Raw genomic sequence first — 15,782 nt, 5'->3', positions numbered from 1 at the left:
ATCGCGGTGAGCCCTCGCATGAGCACGGCACGGAGCGTCTGTCGGCACTCGGTTTCGTCCGCGTCGAGGAAGACCCTGATGCGCTCTATCCTGAGGTTGTGACCCTCTATCGGCGGAATGACCATCGCATCGAGGTCATTCAACGGGAACGCGTGATCGAGCGCTTACGCCGTGAGCTGAGCGAGGCCCGCGAGGTGGCAGGCTGGAGGGCACAGCAGCACCAGCAGCAGCTCCGTGAGCTAGGTGCTGAGCGTGACGCGCTCTTGCAACGACTGCAAAGCGCCGAGCAAGCGAATGCGCGACTGACAGAGTCTCAGGCGGCGCTGACAGAAGAGCGCGATGCCCAAGCTGCACGTGCTGAACGGCTGCAGGAAACACTCGACGAGCAACGCAGCTCGGAGCAGGATCTCGCGCAGCAGCTGCAGGCGATGACCGAGCAGCGCGATGCGCAGGCGGCTCGGGCGGCGGCGTCCGAATCGCGGCTGGAGGGGCTCGGCAAAGAGGTTGCCACCTTGACACGCGATAAGGAGGCGATCGGCAGGTCGCGCGACGAGCAGGCGCGGCAACTGGAGGTACAGCGAGCGGATATCGAGCAGCTGCGTGCTGAGCAAGGCCGGTTGCAGGACGAGAAGCGCGCTGCGGATGCGAGCCGCGAGGAGCAGGCGAAACGAGGCGCCAATGAGCTGATTGCGAGCCTCGACCGCGCGGAGCAGAAGCTCTCTGCGCAGCAGCAGCGCATCGACCAGCTCGAGTATGAGCTCACCGAATCCAGTAGTCGCCAGCGCCTGTTGGACGAGGAGCTGATCAAGGCCGAGGCGCAGCTGGATCTGGTCAAGGATCTGTTGTTGCGTGAACAGACCCTATGATGGGTTGATCGCTGAATGATTGAAGGGTCTGGATAGCATGGGTGTTCTGATCTCTGGCTTGGACAACGAGGCCTGTGCGGCACTATTCGCGCCCTATTGGCCACAGCAATCGCTGCAGTGGAAGACCGCGGATGAGTTCCTGCAGCAGGCCGAGGCGCTAGAGCCCCGGACGGATGCTGTGCAGACTCCCGGTTGGAGCGCTGGCATCCCCGAACGCTTGCTCTGGCTCTACCAGGCGCCCTGGACACTGACCTGGACACTGGGCAGCGCCCCGAGTCAGCTCGAGAGTCGCTCGAGTGCGGTTGCATTGGGCCTGGTGTCCTGGTATCGACAGCAGCGCGCAGCGCTGGCGCTGCGCAGAACCCTGGGTGAGCGGATGCTGCTGGTCAATGCCGATCGCGTCAGCGGGGCAGAGATCTTGGCGCGTCTTGGCTTGACCGAACGGACGGATCGCGCAGCACAGGGACCGGGCATATCTGGTGGCATATCTGGTGGCATATCTGGTGGCATATCTGGGGACGCATCTCGGGATGCAGCGAGCGCTGTAGCCGGGCGCGTGTCCGGGCCGTATCAGTCGGTTGATGATCCCGTTGGTCATGGTCTGGCTAAGCTCTTTGAATGGTCTTTGCCGCATTACTGGGACCTGTTCGAGGACCTGGAGGCGACCGCCTGGCTGCCCGCTGGTGAGCCGCTGTTTCGCCGCAACCTGCAGCCGGTGACGGTCGAGGGCATCGAGCAGCTCCTGATCCGGCTGCAGCAAGGGTTGCGTGCACCACAGTGGCGCTCGGAGCTTGACCAGAGCAGTCAGTTAGCCGCCAGCTTGGAGCAGCGTCTGCGCGAGACCGAAGCGGACCTCAAACAGGAGCGCACGGCGCATGCGGAGCTGCGCGAGCGACTGACGCGACGCGTCGCCGAGCTCGAAGAGCATGCTGATCAGCTCGAGGCCGCGCATGCGGCGATGGCGGCGGAGCGAGACGCGTCGCAAGCCGCGCTGGCCGATGAGCGAGCGCGGCTGAGCGAGCTTGAGCAGGCGGTTGCGGAGGCCCGCAGGCAGCTTGGGCGGGCGCAGCAAGAGCTGGCGGAAGAGCAAGCAGCGAAGGCCGAGCTCGAGAAGGCGCAGCAGGCAGAGGCCGACGCGGCAAGGTCACGAGCGCAAGCCCTAAGGGAGGATAACCAACAGGTAACGGCCGAGCTGCATCAGCTCAGGGACGCCCACGAGGGTCAAATCGCGGCCAATCGCGAGCTTAGGTCGCGACTCGCACGCTCGACAGAGACCCTTGATCGCGCTCGGGTTCAGCTCTGTCGGCAGCTTGCCCGGAGCCCATCCTGAGACTCCCAGACTAAGACTCCCATCTTGAGCACCGGGCCATCGGGGATCGAAGAGCGGCCTCCAAAGCGACGATCAGGTTGCCGAAGAGCAGCGGCTTGAATACCGGCTTAGCAGTCAACTGCTGGTTCTAGGATGATCCAAAGCTGGCAGGTAGCTGGCGCAGCGCCTCGGGGCTCATCGGGCGACCGAAGCAGTAGCCCTGGGCCTGGTTGCAGCCCTCGCGCTGGAGAAAGCGGGCCTGCACGCTGGTTTCGACGCCTTCGGCGATGACCTGCAGCCCCATGGCGCGGCCGAGCGCGATGATGGCGCGAGCAATGGCATCGTCGTTATCGTCGACGGTTACGCCTTCGATGAAGCTCTTATCGATGATGAAGCTCTTATCGATCTTGAGTCGGCTGATCGGCAGCTTCTTCAGATAGCCAAGCGACGAGAAGCCGGAGCCGAAATCATCAACGGCCAGGGTGACGCCGAGATCGCGCAGCGCGGCGAGATTGGCGACGACCCGCTCGACATTGCGCATCAGCATCGATTCGGTCACCTCGAGCTCGACACGCTCGGGAGCCACATCGATGCGTTCAAAGATGGCCTTGATCTCATCCACCAGGTCGACGCGCTCGACCTGCTGTACCGAGATGTTGACGGCCAGGCGAGGCACCCGAAACCCTTCATTATCCCAGGCAGCGAGCTGCCGGCAGGCCTGCTCCAGCACCCATTGACCGATCTCGCTGATGAGTCCGATCTCTTCGGCGATGGGGATGAAGTCGAACGGGGAGACGGCACCGAGCTCCGGGTGGGTCCAGCGCAGCAACGCCTCGGCACCATGGATGCGACCGTCGTCGAGCTCGACCTGCGGCTGGTAGACCAGGCTCAGCTCGCCGCGCGTCAGCGCCCCACGCAGTGCTGTCTCGAGATGCAGACGCTGCATGGCGCGCTCGGTCATCTCGGCCTCGAAGAACCGATAGGTGTTGCGGCCCTGATCCTTGGCGCGGTACATGGCCATGTCGGCGTTGCTGAGCAGGCTATCCATGTTCTCGCCATCGGCGGGGAACAGGCTGACGCCGATGCTGGCGGTGACCCGCAGCTCGCGCTCGGCGACATGGAAGGGCTGTGCGATCTTGTTGCAGAGACGTTGGGCGAGGTGGGCGATGGTGGATGGATTGTCGATGGCATCCATCAGGATCACGAACTCATCGCCGCCAAGACGAGCTAGGGTATCGGCCTCGCGGACCTCGGCCTGGATGGCCTTGGCGACATCCATGAGCAGCTCGTCGCCGACCGAATGGCCCAGGCTGTCGTTGACGTTCTTGAACAGATCCAGATCGATGAAGAGCAGGGCGAGCATGCGACGGTCGCGCTTCGCGCGTTGCAGCGATTGCTCCATCCGCGCGCGGAATAGGGTGCGATTGGGTAGTCCAGTCAAGGCGTCGCTATGCGCAAGTCGGTAAAGCTCTTCCTCGGAGCGTTTCACATCACTGATATCGTTGAAGATACCGATGTAGTTCGTGAGCTTGCCATGATCGTCCTTGACGCTGGTGATGGTCATCCGCGCCGGATAGATCTCACCGTTCTTGCGTCGATTCCAGATCTCGCCGCGCCAAGAGCCCGTGCGCTCGAGGGCGAGCCACATGCTCTTGAAAAACGACGCGTCATGATGCCCCGAGCTGAGCATGTCGGGCCGGCGACCGACGACCTCGGCCTCTTGGTACCCCGATGCCTCGCTGAAGGCGCGATTGACCGCGAGCAATCGCTGCTCGGCATCGGTCACCATAATCGCCTCACTAGAGTTCTCGAACACGGTCGAGGCCTGACGCTCGCGCTGGCGCGCCTTAGCCTCTTCGGTGCGATCGTGCCAATGCACGAAATAGGCATAACTGCCATCGAGCTGAACCGGTACTAGGGTTACCTCGACCGGAAGTGGCGAGCCATCGGCCTGCTGGTGCAGCCATTCGAAACGTTGTGTCTTGCCCTCAGCGCGTCCAATGAGGCGCTCGGCCAAGATCGCCGAGTCTTCACCGTTAGGCTGCGTGGGCGGTGAGATCTGATGCGGCTGCCGACCGAGCACAGTGGCGGGGTCATCGTAGCCGAGCATGCGCAGCGCGGCCTGGTTGATCTCGGTGAAGGCGCCCGCTTGCATCACCAGCATCCCTTCGGCGGCCGATTCAAACAGTGCCCGAAAGCGCTTCTCGCTCTCCTGGAGTCGATATTTGGCCTCGATCTCATCGGTGATATCGGCACTGGTACCACGGATGGCCGCAATGGCGCCGTCCTCATCCTTGACCGGCTCGGCTTGGGTGCGCACCCAGCGTGTGCAGCCGTCGTCAGCGCGTTGGATGCGATGCTCGATCTGATAGCCTCAGCCATGGGTCAGCGCCTTCTGAAAGGCGCTGTCAATCCGCTCGCGATCCTCCGGATGGGCGAACTTGCCGCTGAGCTCGGCACAGGTATAGGCAGATCTGCTAGCCCCGTGAATGCGCTGCCAGCCTGGTGACACCTCGATGTGCTCATCGCCGAGCGTCCACGACCAGGCGCCGGCCTTGGCGATGCGCTCGGCATCGACGAGCAGGTTGCGCAGCTCGCGAATCGACTCCTCCATCTTGTGCCGACTGGTGACATCGCGATTGACACCACGGCGGCCGAGATAACGCCCGTCATCGGCCGTGACCGAGCGGCATTCGTGCTCGATCCAACGCCAGCCGCCGTCGCGATGCTGGATGCGCAATAACAGGACCTCGGCGTCGTCGGCCTCATGGTCGATGCCGGCTAGGTGGTCATGCCAGCGCTGGCGATCGTCGGGATGCAACAGCTGGCTGACCAGGCTCGGGTCATTGAGGAAGGCGCTCGCGCTATAGCCTGTGATCTGGCGGCAGCTCGGCGAGATATGGACGAAACGCCCGTCCGGGTCGATCCAGTAGTCCCAATCCAGGCTGTACTCGGATAGGACGTGGTAGGCCTCTTGGCTGCTGGCCAGGCGGTCATAGGCCTGGCGCAGCTCTCGTTGTTGCTGAACGACGGCGGTTCGGTCGACCACGACGCAAAGGATCTGAGGCTCACCACCGGGGGTTGATGGGAGCCGAGCGCCGTGCAGATCGCCGATGAAGGCGTGGCCGTCAGTGGTCTCGAAGTGCAATTCTGGCCGCGCGACCTCTTGCGCTTCACCGCTGGTGAGCAGGCGCATGCCCGACAGAAACGGATTGCGGTCGCGCTCACTGACCAGGCGCAGCAGGAAATGATGATGCGCGCGCAGGTCGCGGAGCTCGAACAGCCGGCTGGCGGCCGGATTGGCCGAAATGACCAGACCATGGCGGTTGACCACGAGCGCAGCCACTGGCGCGCTCTGAAACAAGGCGGTAAAGCGCTCGAGGGCCTCTCGCGTGCCTTCCTGACTGCGGACCAGCTCCTCGTTCTGGATCTCGAGCTCGGCCTGATAGATGCGGACATTCTGGATCAGCGCCTCGAGACTGAAATCGCCGCTCGCAATCAGGTCCTCAGCGAGATCGAACCGGCCCTTGCGCAGCGCATCGAGCGCGCGCTCGCGAAGGTCCGTGAGCTTCGCGCTTGGGTCGACCGCGTCCACCGTCTCTGCCAAGTCTGAAGGTGGTTCCTGGGGCTCGTGCATAGTCACTCACGCGTTGTCTGTGGCCTGGCGGCTTGGCCTCCCGGCCAACGCCTCCAGCAGACACTGATCCTAGGCTTGCTTGTTGCTGCAATCGCGCTCTCGATTCCAAGCGCTGATGTCGATATGGCTGACCACCACGCCGCCTGAGGGGTGCTGGATGGGTGCCGCATGCATCAGGAACCAGCGATTGACCTCGGGTGAATGACAAGGATACTCGAGCGCGAGATGGGAGCGCTTGCCGTTGAGCAGCTCCCGGATGCCATCAGCGGCTGCCTTCGCATAGTCGGCATCGGTCACGTTTGCATCGTACTGACAGGCCTCGAGGTAGCTGCTGCCTGGGCCACTGTTGGTCAGCTCGGGATCGCCATTGTTGCAGGCAAACTCACGCCATGCCCGGTTGATCATGGTAATGCGCCCGCTGTTGTCGAGCACGGCGACATGCTCCGGGAGCGAGTCCAGTACCGATTGCATGCGCTCGATATCACGCAATGTGGTCACGTCAATGAAGGTCGCGACGGCGCCGCGCGGCACCCCGGGGCGGACCGAGTAGGGCAGTACCCGGGCGAGGTACACCCGATTGTTGGAGGCCGGCACCTCGCGCTGCAGCATGTCGCCGTCGTGGATCGTCTTCTTCAGCTCGGCGAAGAAGTCCGGGTAGTCGAGCAGGTTGGTGAAGTCATCGATCTGGCGTCCGAGATCGGCCTCGCGGATCTTGAACAGTTTGGTCGCTTCGGGCGTGAAGCGGGTGAGCTTTAGGTCGTGATCGACGAAGACCGTCGCGATCGCTGCGGCCTGGGCCATCGAGTCCAGGTCGGCGTTGAGCCGATTGAGGATCTCGATCTTCTCTTGGTTCTCTGAGTTGACCGTGTAGAGCTCTTCGTTGACCGACTGCAGCTCCTCGTTCGAGCTCTGTAACTCTTCGTTCGAGGCCATCAGCTCTTCATTAGTGGCCTGCAGCTCTTCGTTCGCGGTCTCCAGCTCCTCGATGGTGGCCTGCAGGCTCTCGCGGGTCACCGAGAGCTCGCGCTCGAGGGTCTCGAGCCGGTCGGCCGATTCCGCGGTCATGTCCATGGTCTGAACCGCCTCGTCGCCGGACGGGCTTTGCAGCATGGGCTCGGGCTCGAACGACAGCATCAGGTAAAAATCGGCGCCGTCCAGAGGCACTGGCCGGACCACGACGCGCAGCCGTTCGGTCTCCTGATTGCTGAGCTTGACGCTCAGGATGTCAGAGCGCATTGGCTCCTTGCTGACCGCGACCTTATGCAGGAGCGCTTGCGCAACCGGTGCGATCGAGGCAGGTAGCAGCTTGCTGATGTCGAGGGTCGCGCTGCCCTCGCCGATGCTCAGATAGCGAGAGACATCGCCAAACACATGCATCAGCTCCTGCTGGGTGTTCAGCAGCAGGCTAACCGGCGCATAGCCACGCAGGAGCACCGACTGTCCAGCGTCGATGGCGGCTGCGTCGCTGTGCACCCGCAGTCGCTTGCTGCCGGGGCGGCTGCCGGGGGCGCGCAGCGCGCTGACCGGCGAATTCGGCTCAAGCGGTGGTGTGCCGTGACGCAAGATACGGTACAGCTTGTGCTTCGAGCTGACCGCGCTGAAGTCTTGCTGGACGCTAGAGACCGTCTCGCTTGATCCGAGGAACAGGTAGCCGCCCGGGGCAAGCGCATACTGTAGGCGCCGCAAGACCCGCTCTTGGGCGTCGTTGCGGAAATAGATCAAGAGATTGCGGCAGGAGACCAGGTCCATGCGCGTGAACGGCGGGTCTTCGAGCAGGTTGTGCTTGGCGAAGACGATGTTGTGACGGATGTCGTTCTTGACCACGAAATGGCTGCCGCGCCGATAGAAGAAGCGCTCGAGACGCTCCGGCGAGACCTCGGCGGCGATCGACTCCGAGAACATGCCGGCGCTGCCAGTATCGACGTTGTGCTGCTCGACGTCGGTTGCGAACAGCTTGAAATCCGGCCAGCGGCGGCACTTGTCGAAGGCCTCCGAGAACAGGATCGCAATCGAATAGGCCTCTTCACCGGTCGAGACACCCGGCACCCAAACGCGAATCGGCTGGTTCTCGCTGTGCTCCTTGACGATGGGCAGGATAACCTTCTCGGCGAGGGTCTCGAATGTCTCGGGATCACGGAAGAAATTGGTCACCGGGATCAGCATCTCTCGGCGCAGCGCGTGGAGCTCTGTGGTATCGCCGTCGAGTAGCCGGACATAGCTTTCGAGATCCGGCACATGCCGAACCTGCATGCGCCGCTCGATGCGGCGCATGACGGTTGCCGGCTTGTAGTCGCGGAAGTTGATGCCGCCCTGGTGATGGAGCAGATGCAGCGCCTCTTCGAGCGCGCTCTCACGATCATAGTTGGCTGCCGCGTTTCGCCGCGGGCTGCGTGCCATCGGGGCATGGCTGATATGGTCTAGGATGCGCGGCCCGAGCTCCTCGGGTGGCAGGATGGCATCAACCAGGCCGGTTGCGATGACGCTGCGCGGCATGCCGTCGAACTTGGCCGATTCGGGGTCTTGGGCGAGCAAGAGGCCGCCGGCGTCGTTGATCGCGACGGCGCCGCGGGTGCCATCCGAGCCCGTGCCCGAGAGCACCACACCAATCGCACGGTTCCCATGGGAGCGGGCAACCGAGCTGAAGAAGAGGTCGATCGGCAGGGCGAGGCCGCGCGGACTCTTGGGCCGCAGATGCAGCTCATTGCCGGAGACGCTCATCATGCTCGCCGGCGGGATTAGATAGATACGATTTGGCTCGATCGGCATCCCGTCCTCGACCGTGATCACCGGGATCGAGGTGTAGCGACTGAGCAGATTGCCCATCATGCTCTTGTGATCCGGCGACAGGTGCTGAATCACGATGAACGCTGCTCCGGTCTGATCCGGCAACGACTGGAAGAACCGCTCAAGCGCATCGAGACCCCCTGCGGAGGCACCGACTGCGATCACATAGGGCAGTTGTGCTCCATTGCTCGGCTTGGCGGTAGGTTGGGGATTGGCTGGTTGTTCTTGGTCGAGCATGACGGGCTCTTGTGTCGTGCAGGGATCGAAAACGTGATCGGCGAGAATGGTATCTGACATCAAGAGTAATGCCTAATGCGATCAAATGGACTGCAAGGGTCTGATTTACGTCATTCGCTAAGCGGTTTTTCGTTGACCCTGGGGCGGCCTGATCCTAGTGTGGATCGGCCATGCAGTAGGTGCCTCATATGCTGAGGTGAAACGGGAAGCCGGTCGGCGGATACACCAGTGTCTCCGCGAAGCCGGCGCTGCCCCCGCAACGGTAGGCGAGTTTGAGAGGCGCCAGATGCCACTGTGGCCGACGAGGCCATGGGAAGGTGGCGCCCCTCGGTGTCGACGCAGGTCGATGCCAGCTCGTGAGCCCGGAGACCGGCCTTCTGCGACACGCGGGTGCCGCGGAGGGCGGAGCAGTTTTGTCCTCGAGCGGGCCTATTACGCCCAACGCGTCTCACGGGTGGTGAGACCACAGAGGACCTTCGATGATTCACTCCACTGCCGATTTGGCGCGGCGGCCGTTGCTGCCCTGCGCCATGGCTCTGCTCATGACCCTGTCATGGACCGCTCCGCTCTATGCCCAGGTCGAAGACGTGACCAACCTGGAGCCGATCGTGGTCACCGCAACCCGGACCGCCCAGACCGCCGACGAGACCCTAGCCTCGGTCACCGTGATCGATCGTGCTGAGATCGACCGACGCCAGTCGAAGACCATGATCGATATCCTGCGCGGACTGCCCGGTGTTGCGACCTCAAGCAGCGGCGGGCTTGGGCAGCCGACCTCGATCTTCCTGCGCGGCACCGAGTCCGATCACACGCTGGTGCTGATCGATGGCATCAAGGTTGGTTCTGCGACCTTGGGCTCGACCCCCTGGCAGAACATCCCGACCGATCAGATCGAGCGTGTCGAGGTGGTGCGTGGTCCGCGCTCAAGCCTCTATGGCTCCGAGGCCATCGGTGGTGTGATCCAGATCTTCACCCGGCGTGGCCGCGCTGGGCCGCTGACGCCACGCCTGAGCCTGGGCGCCGGCTCTTACAATACGATTCGTACGAGCGGCGGGTTGTCGGTCGGCAACGAGCGCGGCTGGCTCGACGCCAATCTCGGCTTTGAGCAGACCGCCGGGTTCAATGCCTGCAACGGCGAGCCCTTTGTCGGCGGCTGCTTCGTCGATGAGCCGGATGACGATGGGTATACCAATAAGAACGGGGCGCTCAGCGGCGGTTGGCGGTTCTCGGATCGCTTGGCCGTCGAGGCAGATTTCCTGCGCTCCGAGGGTGATGTGGAGTTCGATGGCAGCGCCTTCGCTGGCAATCGCAACAAGACCATCCTGCAGGTCGCGCAGCTGCAGGCGAGGGTGCAACCAATCGATGCCTGGACCAGTCTGGTCGAGGTCGGGCGCAGCTGGGACAAGTCGCGGGTGTTCTTTGATGATCTGTTCCTGAACCGATTCGATACGCGGCGCGACAGTCTCGGTTGGCAGAACGATATCCTGCTCGGGGCGAGCCAGCAGTTGACGCTGGGCATCGATTATCGGCGCGATGAGGTGACGACCAAGCCGACCTTGGCCGAGGATTCACGCGATAACACAGGTTATTACGGTCAGTACCTGGGTCGTCTCGGTGCGGCTGACCTGCAGCTGAGTCTGCGCCAGGACGACGATTCCCAGTTCGGAGGGCATGGCACTGGCAATGCCGCGCTGGGCTACACCTTCGACAACGGGCTGCGGCTTAGCGCGAGCTATGGGACGGCATTCAAGGCGCCGACCTTCAATGAGCTGTATTTCCCTGGCTTCGGCAATCCTGACCTTGAGCCCGAGGAATCCTGGAGCGCCGAGCTTGGTCTCTCAGGGGCGCATCCGTGGGGGCGATGGGCCGCCAACCTCTACCAGACCGAGATCGACGACCTGATCTCCATCACCCAGGTCGCCCCCAATCTGTACCTGCCCGAGAACGTTAATCGCTCCCGTATTCGCGGGCTTGAGCTCTGGACCACCGCCGAGCTGGGTGGCTGGATCATGGATGCGAACCTGACCCTGCTCGACCCGCGCAACGAGTCTCAGGGTCAGAGCCACGACAACCTACTGCCGCGACGCCCGGAGCAGACCTTCCGACTCGATGCCGATCGCCAGTTCGGTCGCATCGGCGTCGGCGGCACCCTGTTCGTCTCCGGGCGCCGCTTCGATGACGCAGCCAATCGCATCCGGCTCGATGGCTTCAGCTTGATCGACCTGCGCGCCGATTATGCGTTTACTGACTCGTTACGGTTGCAGGCCAGGGTTGAGAACCTGTTCGATGAGCAGTACGAGACCGTTGCCTACTACAATCAGCCCGGTCGCACCCTCCTGCTGACGCTGCTCTATCAGCCTTGATGCCAGTTGCTCACTGACCTCAGGCCAATAGGAGCCGACTGATGAGTATCTTGGAGTCGAATCTCTCATTGCGGCAGGGCCGCTGCAGCCTGGTACTCGGCGGGGTGCGCTCTGGCAAGAGCCGTTTGGCCGAGCGGCTGGCACGCGAGTCCAGACTGCCGGTGACCTATCTGGCCACGGCCACCGCAAGTGACGACGAGATGCGCGCTCGGATTGCCGCTCATCGTCAGCACCGCCCCGCTGACTGGGCATTGATTGAAGAGCCCCTGGCGCTGCCAGCGGCCTTGGCGTCCAGCTGCACGGCGGGGCACTGTGTGCTTGTGGAATGTCTGACGCTCTGGCTCGCCAACCTGCTCTGGGCCGAGGACCCTGGGCGCTTGGAGGCCGAGCTAGCGGCCTTGGACGCGCTGCTTCCGCGACTGCCGGGCCAGGTCATCTTCGTCGGTAACGAGGTCAACATGGGCGTGATTCCGGTCAACGATCTGGCGCGGCGCTATGGCGACCTCGCCGGCAGCTTGCATCAGCGCATCGCTGCGCAGGCTCAGCAGGTGGTGCTGACGGTTGCTGGGCTTCCCTTGGTGCTGAAGGGGCCATCAATCAGCGTTGGTTGATTCGGCCCTCGTCGTCGACAACCGGCTAGATATCAGGGCCCACCGAGGCCACTGTCAGAGGTCCTCTGCACCGACGACTGAGCGAGGCCCCTGATGCCTGATACCGTCCCAAGCCCTAACCAAGCGCGCGGCGCTGGGCGCAACCGACTCGCCGAGACCACCAGCCCCTATCTGCAGCAACATGCGGAGAATCCGGTTGCCTGGTGGCCCTGGTGCGAGGAGGCACTGGCGCTGGCACGCGCCGAGGACAAACCGATCCTGCTCTCGATCGGTTACTCGGCCTGTCACTGGTGCCATGTGATGGCGCATGAGTCGTTCGAGGATGAGACCACCGCCAAGCTGATGAACCGGCTCTTCGTCAACATCAAGGTCGATCGCGAGGAGCGGCCCGACCTCGACAAGATCTACCAGACAGCACATCAGCTGTTGGCGCAGCGTACCGGCGGCTGGCCGCTGACGGTGTTTTTGACCCCCGATGACCTCGCGCCGTTCTTCGCCGGCACCTACTTTCCGAAGGAGCGTCGGCACGGACTGCCGTCGTTCCAGGAACTGTTGATCGGCGTCGAGCGCGCCTATCGTGACCAGCGCGAGGCGATCAGCGAGCAGAATGCCTCGTTGCGCGAGGCCCTGTCACAGCTCGATGGAGCGGGCGGCGAGCCACTCTCGGATCTGACACCGATCGATCAGGCGCGGCGGCAGCTGGCCGGCAGCTTCGACAGGATCAACGGTGGCTTTGGCCGCGCCCCCAAGTTCCCGCATCCGACCAACCTGGAGCTATTGCTGCGGCATTATGCGGCGACGGCTGCCGCGGGTAGCCCGGATCAGCAGGCGCGCGAGATGGCCCTGTTCACGCTGGAGCGGATGGTGCTTGGCGGCGTCAACGACCAGCTTGGCGGTGGCTTTTGCCGCTACTCGGTCGACGATCAATGGATGATCCCGCACTTCGAGAAGATGCTCTACGACAATGGCCCGCTGCTCACGCTCTGCTGCGATGCCTGGCAGCTCAGCGGCGACGCGATCTTTCGCGATGCGGCGATCAGCACCGCCGATTGGGTCATCGCCGAGATGCAGTCGGAGGAGGGTGGCTACTTCTCGGCGCTGGATGCCGACAGCGAGGGCGAGGAGGGGCGTTTCTATGTCTGGGATCGCGAGGAGGTCGAGTCGCGGCTGAGCACCGACGAGCTGACCCTGATCAGCCCGCTCTTCGGACTGGACCGGGCGCCGAACTTTGAGGGCCGCTGGCATCTGCATGGCCACGAGCGCTTGACCGAGGTTGCGGCCAAGCAGGGACTTGATCCCGAAGCCGCGGCAGCATTGCTGGCCAGCGCCAAGGGGAAGCTGCTCGCCGCGCGCGCCGAGCGCGTCCGTCCGGGGCGCGACGAGAAGGTGCTGACCTCCTGGAACGCGCTGATGATCAAGGGCATGCTGCGTGCCGGCCGTCTGCTTGGACGAGAGGCCTACCTGGATTCGGCCGATCGCGCGCTCGGCTTCATCCGCGATCGGCTCTGGCAAGACGGACGGCTGCTCGCAACCTATAAGGACGGCAAGGCGCATCTGAACGCCTACCTGGACGATTACGCCTTCCTTCTCGATGCGCTGCTCGAGCGCTTGCAAACGCGGTTCCAGCCCGCGGATCTCGACTGGGCGCAGGCGCTGGCCGAGGTTCTCTTGACTCAGTTCGAGGATGAAGCCAACGGCGGCTTCTACTTCACCAGTGCCGACCACGAGGCGCTGCTGCAACGGCCGAGACCGATGGCAGATGAGTCGACGCCGTCCGGCAATGGCATCGCCGCACTCGGCCTGCAGCGGCTCGGCCATCTGCTCGCAGAGCCGAGGTATCTCGATGCCGCCGCGCGCACGCTCGGTGCCGCTGCGGAGGCGATCCGGCGTCTGCCCTACGCGCATGGGACCTTGCTGATGGCACTCGATGAGCAGCTGAGTCCGCCCGAGATCATCGTGATCCGTGGCGGCACGCTTGGGGCTGCGTCCGAAGTGCGGCCTGCTAGCAAGGGCAGAGAGACCGAGCTCGAGCGATGGCGGCAGATGGCGCAATCTGACTACGTGCCGCGTCGGCTGACGCTGGCGATCCCGGCTGAGATCACCGAGCTACCGCCGGCCTTGGCGGCAATGCAGCCGGGCGAGCGGGTGCGCGCCTACCGTTGTCGCGGCACAGCCTGCGAGGCGCCGATCGAGAGCCCTGAGGAGCTCCAAGTGCAGCTCCAATTTCAGCGCCAAGCACAGCTCTAGAAGCAGCGGCACTTCAGTGGCTTCGCCTGTGGCGCTTGTTTGCCTGGGTTGGTTGCTGGTACCGTTCTGGGTCGAATCGACGATCGCTGATCGCTTGCTCTCTAGCTTCTAAGGAGTCTCGAGATCGCTACCAGCCTACTTGCCCTGATCGATGACGTCGCCACCGTCCTCGACGATGTCTCGATCCTCGCCAAGGTGGCCGCGCGCAAGACCGCCGGCGTGCTTGGCGATGATCTGGCACTCAATGCCCAACAGGTCACCGGTGTGCGCGCCGAGCGCGAGCTGCCGGTGGTCTGGGCGGTGTTCAAAGGCTCGCTCGTCAATAAGCTGATCCTAGTGCCGGCAGCGCTGCTGATCAGCGCGATCGCACCTTGGGCAATCACGCCGCTACTGATGGCAGGTGGCCTGTTCCTCTGCTATGAGGGGTTTGAGAAGCTCGCGCACAAGTATCTCCACAACGAGGAGGCCGAGCAGACCCACAAGGACGAGATCGCAAAGGCCCTGGCCGATCCTGAGGTGGATCTGAAGTCACTGGAGAAGGACAAGATCAAGGGCGCGATCCGAACCGATTTCATCCTCTCGGCCGAGATCGTTGCGATTACGCTTGGGACGGTCGCTGGCGCACCGCTGCTCACTCGAGTGCTGGTGTTGTCAGGGATCGCGCTGCTGATGACGGTGGGCGTCTATGGCTTGGTTGCTGGCATCGTCAAGCTCGATGATGCCGGCATGGCATTGACTGAGACCGAGGGTGATACACCGGCGGATCGGGCCAAGCGCGCACTGGGTCGTGCGATCCTGTTCGTCGCGCCCTATCTGATGAAGACCCTGTCGGTGCTGGGGATGATCGCGATGTTCCTGGTCGGTGGCGGTATCCTGGTGCACGGCATCCCCGCCTTGCATCACGGGCTTGAGCATCTCGCCGAAGGGTTTGGTGGCATGCTCGGTGCGCTAACGCCGATGCTCGTTAATGGTCTGGTTGGTGTCCTCGCCGGCGCGGCGGCTGTCGCTGCGGTGACCGGCATCCAGCGCTGGCGTTCTGAGCGAGCCTAGTGCCAAGTATCCAAGTGTCCAACGCCGGTGCCCGCGCCGGTATGCGCTGATGGGCGATGTCCCTTTGAACGTCCTGGTATCGATTCGTCCCAGGCTGCTGATCTCATCGTTTGCGTGGGCCCTGCAGATCACCGTGGAGGGAACCGGGTGAGGCCTGTTCGGGATCGCGCTCGCGCCTGCCTGGTCGCCTTCCGCTTCCTGACGCGACTACCGCTACCGGCTGCCACCGCTGCAAGCCCCATCGAGTCGAGTCCCGAGCTGCTGGGGTGGTCCGCGCTCTGTTACCCACTGGTCGGTCTGTCTCTTGGCGCAGGACTGTGGCTGCTTTGGCTCGGGACGGGCAGCTTGCCTGGTCAGGTACCGACGCTGGCGAGCGGCGCACTGATGCTTGCGTTCTGGGTCTGGAGTACCGGCGGTTTGCCTCTGGATGGGCTCGCTGACTGTGCCGATGCCTGGGTGGGTGGCATCGGCAGCCGCGAGCGCACGCTGAGGATACTCAAAGACCCGCTGACCGGCTCGATGGGCGTGGTGGCATTGGTGCTGATCCTGCTGGTCAAGTTCGCTGCACTTGCCTCCTTGCCTAGCGGTGCCGCTGGCGGATTGATCCTGTTGCTGACCCCGGCGCTGGCACGGGCGCAGTTGCTGGCCCTGGCGCTGACCACGCCTTCGGCGCGTCCC

10 protein-coding genes and 1 riboswitch are annotated in these 15,782 nt (G+C 63.6%); of the genes, 7 read left to right on the top strand and 3 right to left on the bottom strand.

What is annotated here, in order from left to right; all coding sequences use genetic code 11:
* Together ACY693_RS05065 and ACY693_RS05060 are read left to right on the top strand one after the other, a co-directional pair.
* A partial coding sequence (locus tag ACY693_RS05065; protein ID WP_462320742.1) for a hypothetical protein occupies positions 1-866 on the top strand: 866 nt, incomplete at its 5' end.
* A 37-nt stretch (positions 867-903) separates the two neighbouring features.
* Positions 904-2,196: a hypothetical protein gene (locus ACY693_RS05060; RefSeq protein WP_462320741.1), complete on the top strand. Its 1,293-nt coding sequence runs from the start codon at positions 904-906 to the stop codon at positions 2,194-2,196.
* 127 nt (positions 2,197-2,323) lie between these two features.
* Here ACY693_RS05060 and ACY693_RS05055 read toward each other — a convergent pair whose 3' ends face one another.
* From ACY693_RS05055 to ACY693_RS05045, 3 genes are all read right to left on the bottom strand, one after another.
* Positions 2,324-4,495, bottom strand: a complete 2,172-nt coding sequence (locus ACY693_RS05055) for a putative bifunctional diguanylate cyclase/phosphodiesterase (protein WP_462320740.1) — start codon at positions 4,493-4,495, stop codon at positions 2,324-2,326.
* Positions 4,496-4,549: 54 nt separating this feature from the next.
* Positions 4,550-5,812: a PAS domain-containing protein gene (locus ACY693_RS05050; RefSeq protein ID WP_462320739.1), complete on the bottom strand. Its 1,263-nt coding sequence runs from the start codon at positions 5,810-5,812 to the stop codon at positions 4,550-4,552.
* A gap of 69 nt (positions 5,813-5,881) precedes the next feature.
* On the bottom strand, positions 5,882-8,833 hold the full coding sequence (locus ACY693_RS05045) for a chemotaxis protein CheB (RefSeq protein WP_462320744.1): 2,952 nt from the start codon (positions 8,831-8,833) through the stop codon (positions 5,882-5,884).
* A 160-nt stretch (positions 8,834-8,993) separates the two neighbouring features.
* Positions 8,994-9,225: riboswitch (cobalamin riboswitch) on the top strand.
* Between the two features lie 87 nt (positions 9,226-9,312).
* On the opposite strand from ACY693_RS05045, the gene btuB reads away from it, so the two are divergent.
* The 5 genes from btuB to ACY693_RS05020 form a co-directional block, all read left to right on the top strand.
* A complete protein-coding gene (gene btuB / locus ACY693_RS05040) occupies positions 9,313-11,196 on the top strand; it encodes a TonB-dependent vitamin B12 receptor (protein WP_462320738.1) in 1,884 nt (627 codons plus the stop codon).
* Between the two features lie 41 nt (positions 11,197-11,237).
* Entirely contained in the window at positions 11,238-11,807 is a 570-nt protein-coding gene (cobU, locus tag ACY693_RS05035; protein WP_462320737.1) for a bifunctional adenosylcobinamide kinase/adenosylcobinamide-phosphate guanylyltransferase, read from the top strand.
* 93 nt (positions 11,808-11,900) lie between these two features.
* A complete protein-coding gene (locus tag ACY693_RS05030) occupies positions 11,901-14,054 on the top strand; it encodes a thioredoxin domain-containing protein (RefSeq protein WP_462320736.1) in 2,154 nt (717 codons plus the stop codon).
* Positions 14,055-14,177: 123 nt separating this feature from the next.
* Positions 14,178-15,104 carry a DUF808 domain-containing protein gene (locus ACY693_RS05025; RefSeq protein WP_462320743.1) on the top strand — a complete coding sequence of 309 codons (927 nt, stop codon included), beginning with the start codon at positions 14,178-14,180 and terminating at the stop codon, positions 15,102-15,104.
* A 147-nt stretch (positions 15,105-15,251) separates the two neighbouring features.
* On the top strand, positions 15,252-15,782 hold a 531-nt coding region (locus tag ACY693_RS05020; RefSeq protein WP_462320735.1), incomplete at its 3' end, for an adenosylcobinamide-GDP ribazoletransferase.

The organism is Halochromatium sp. (assembly GCF_054919635.1).
Note: the sequence above shows the minus strand (reverse complement) of the source record. Positions and strands in the feature narration are given on the sequence as shown.

Excerpts from the sequence above, each read along its gene's own strand:
- ACY693_RS05060 (WP_462320741.1), top strand. The coding sequence starts at position 904 with ATGGGTGTTCTGATCTCTGGCTTGGACAACGAGGCCTGTGCGGCACTA.
- ACY693_RS05050 (WP_462320739.1), bottom strand. The coding sequence starts at position 5,812 with ATGCACGAGCCCCAGGAACCACCTTCAGACTTGGCAGAGACGGTGGAC.
- ACY693_RS05045 (WP_462320744.1), bottom strand. The coding sequence starts at position 8,833 with ATGCTCGACCAAGAACAACCAGCCAATCCCCAACCTACCGCCAAGCCG.
- btuB (WP_462320738.1), top strand. The coding sequence starts at position 9,313 with ATGATTCACTCCACTGCCGATTTGGCGCGGCGGCCGTTGCTGCCCTGC.
- cobU (WP_462320737.1), top strand. The coding sequence starts at position 11,238 with ATGAGTATCTTGGAGTCGAATCTCTCATTGCGGCAGGGCCGCTGCAGC.
- ACY693_RS05030 (WP_462320736.1), top strand. The coding sequence starts at position 11,901 with ATGCCTGATACCGTCCCAAGCCCTAACCAAGCGCGCGGCGCTGGGCGC.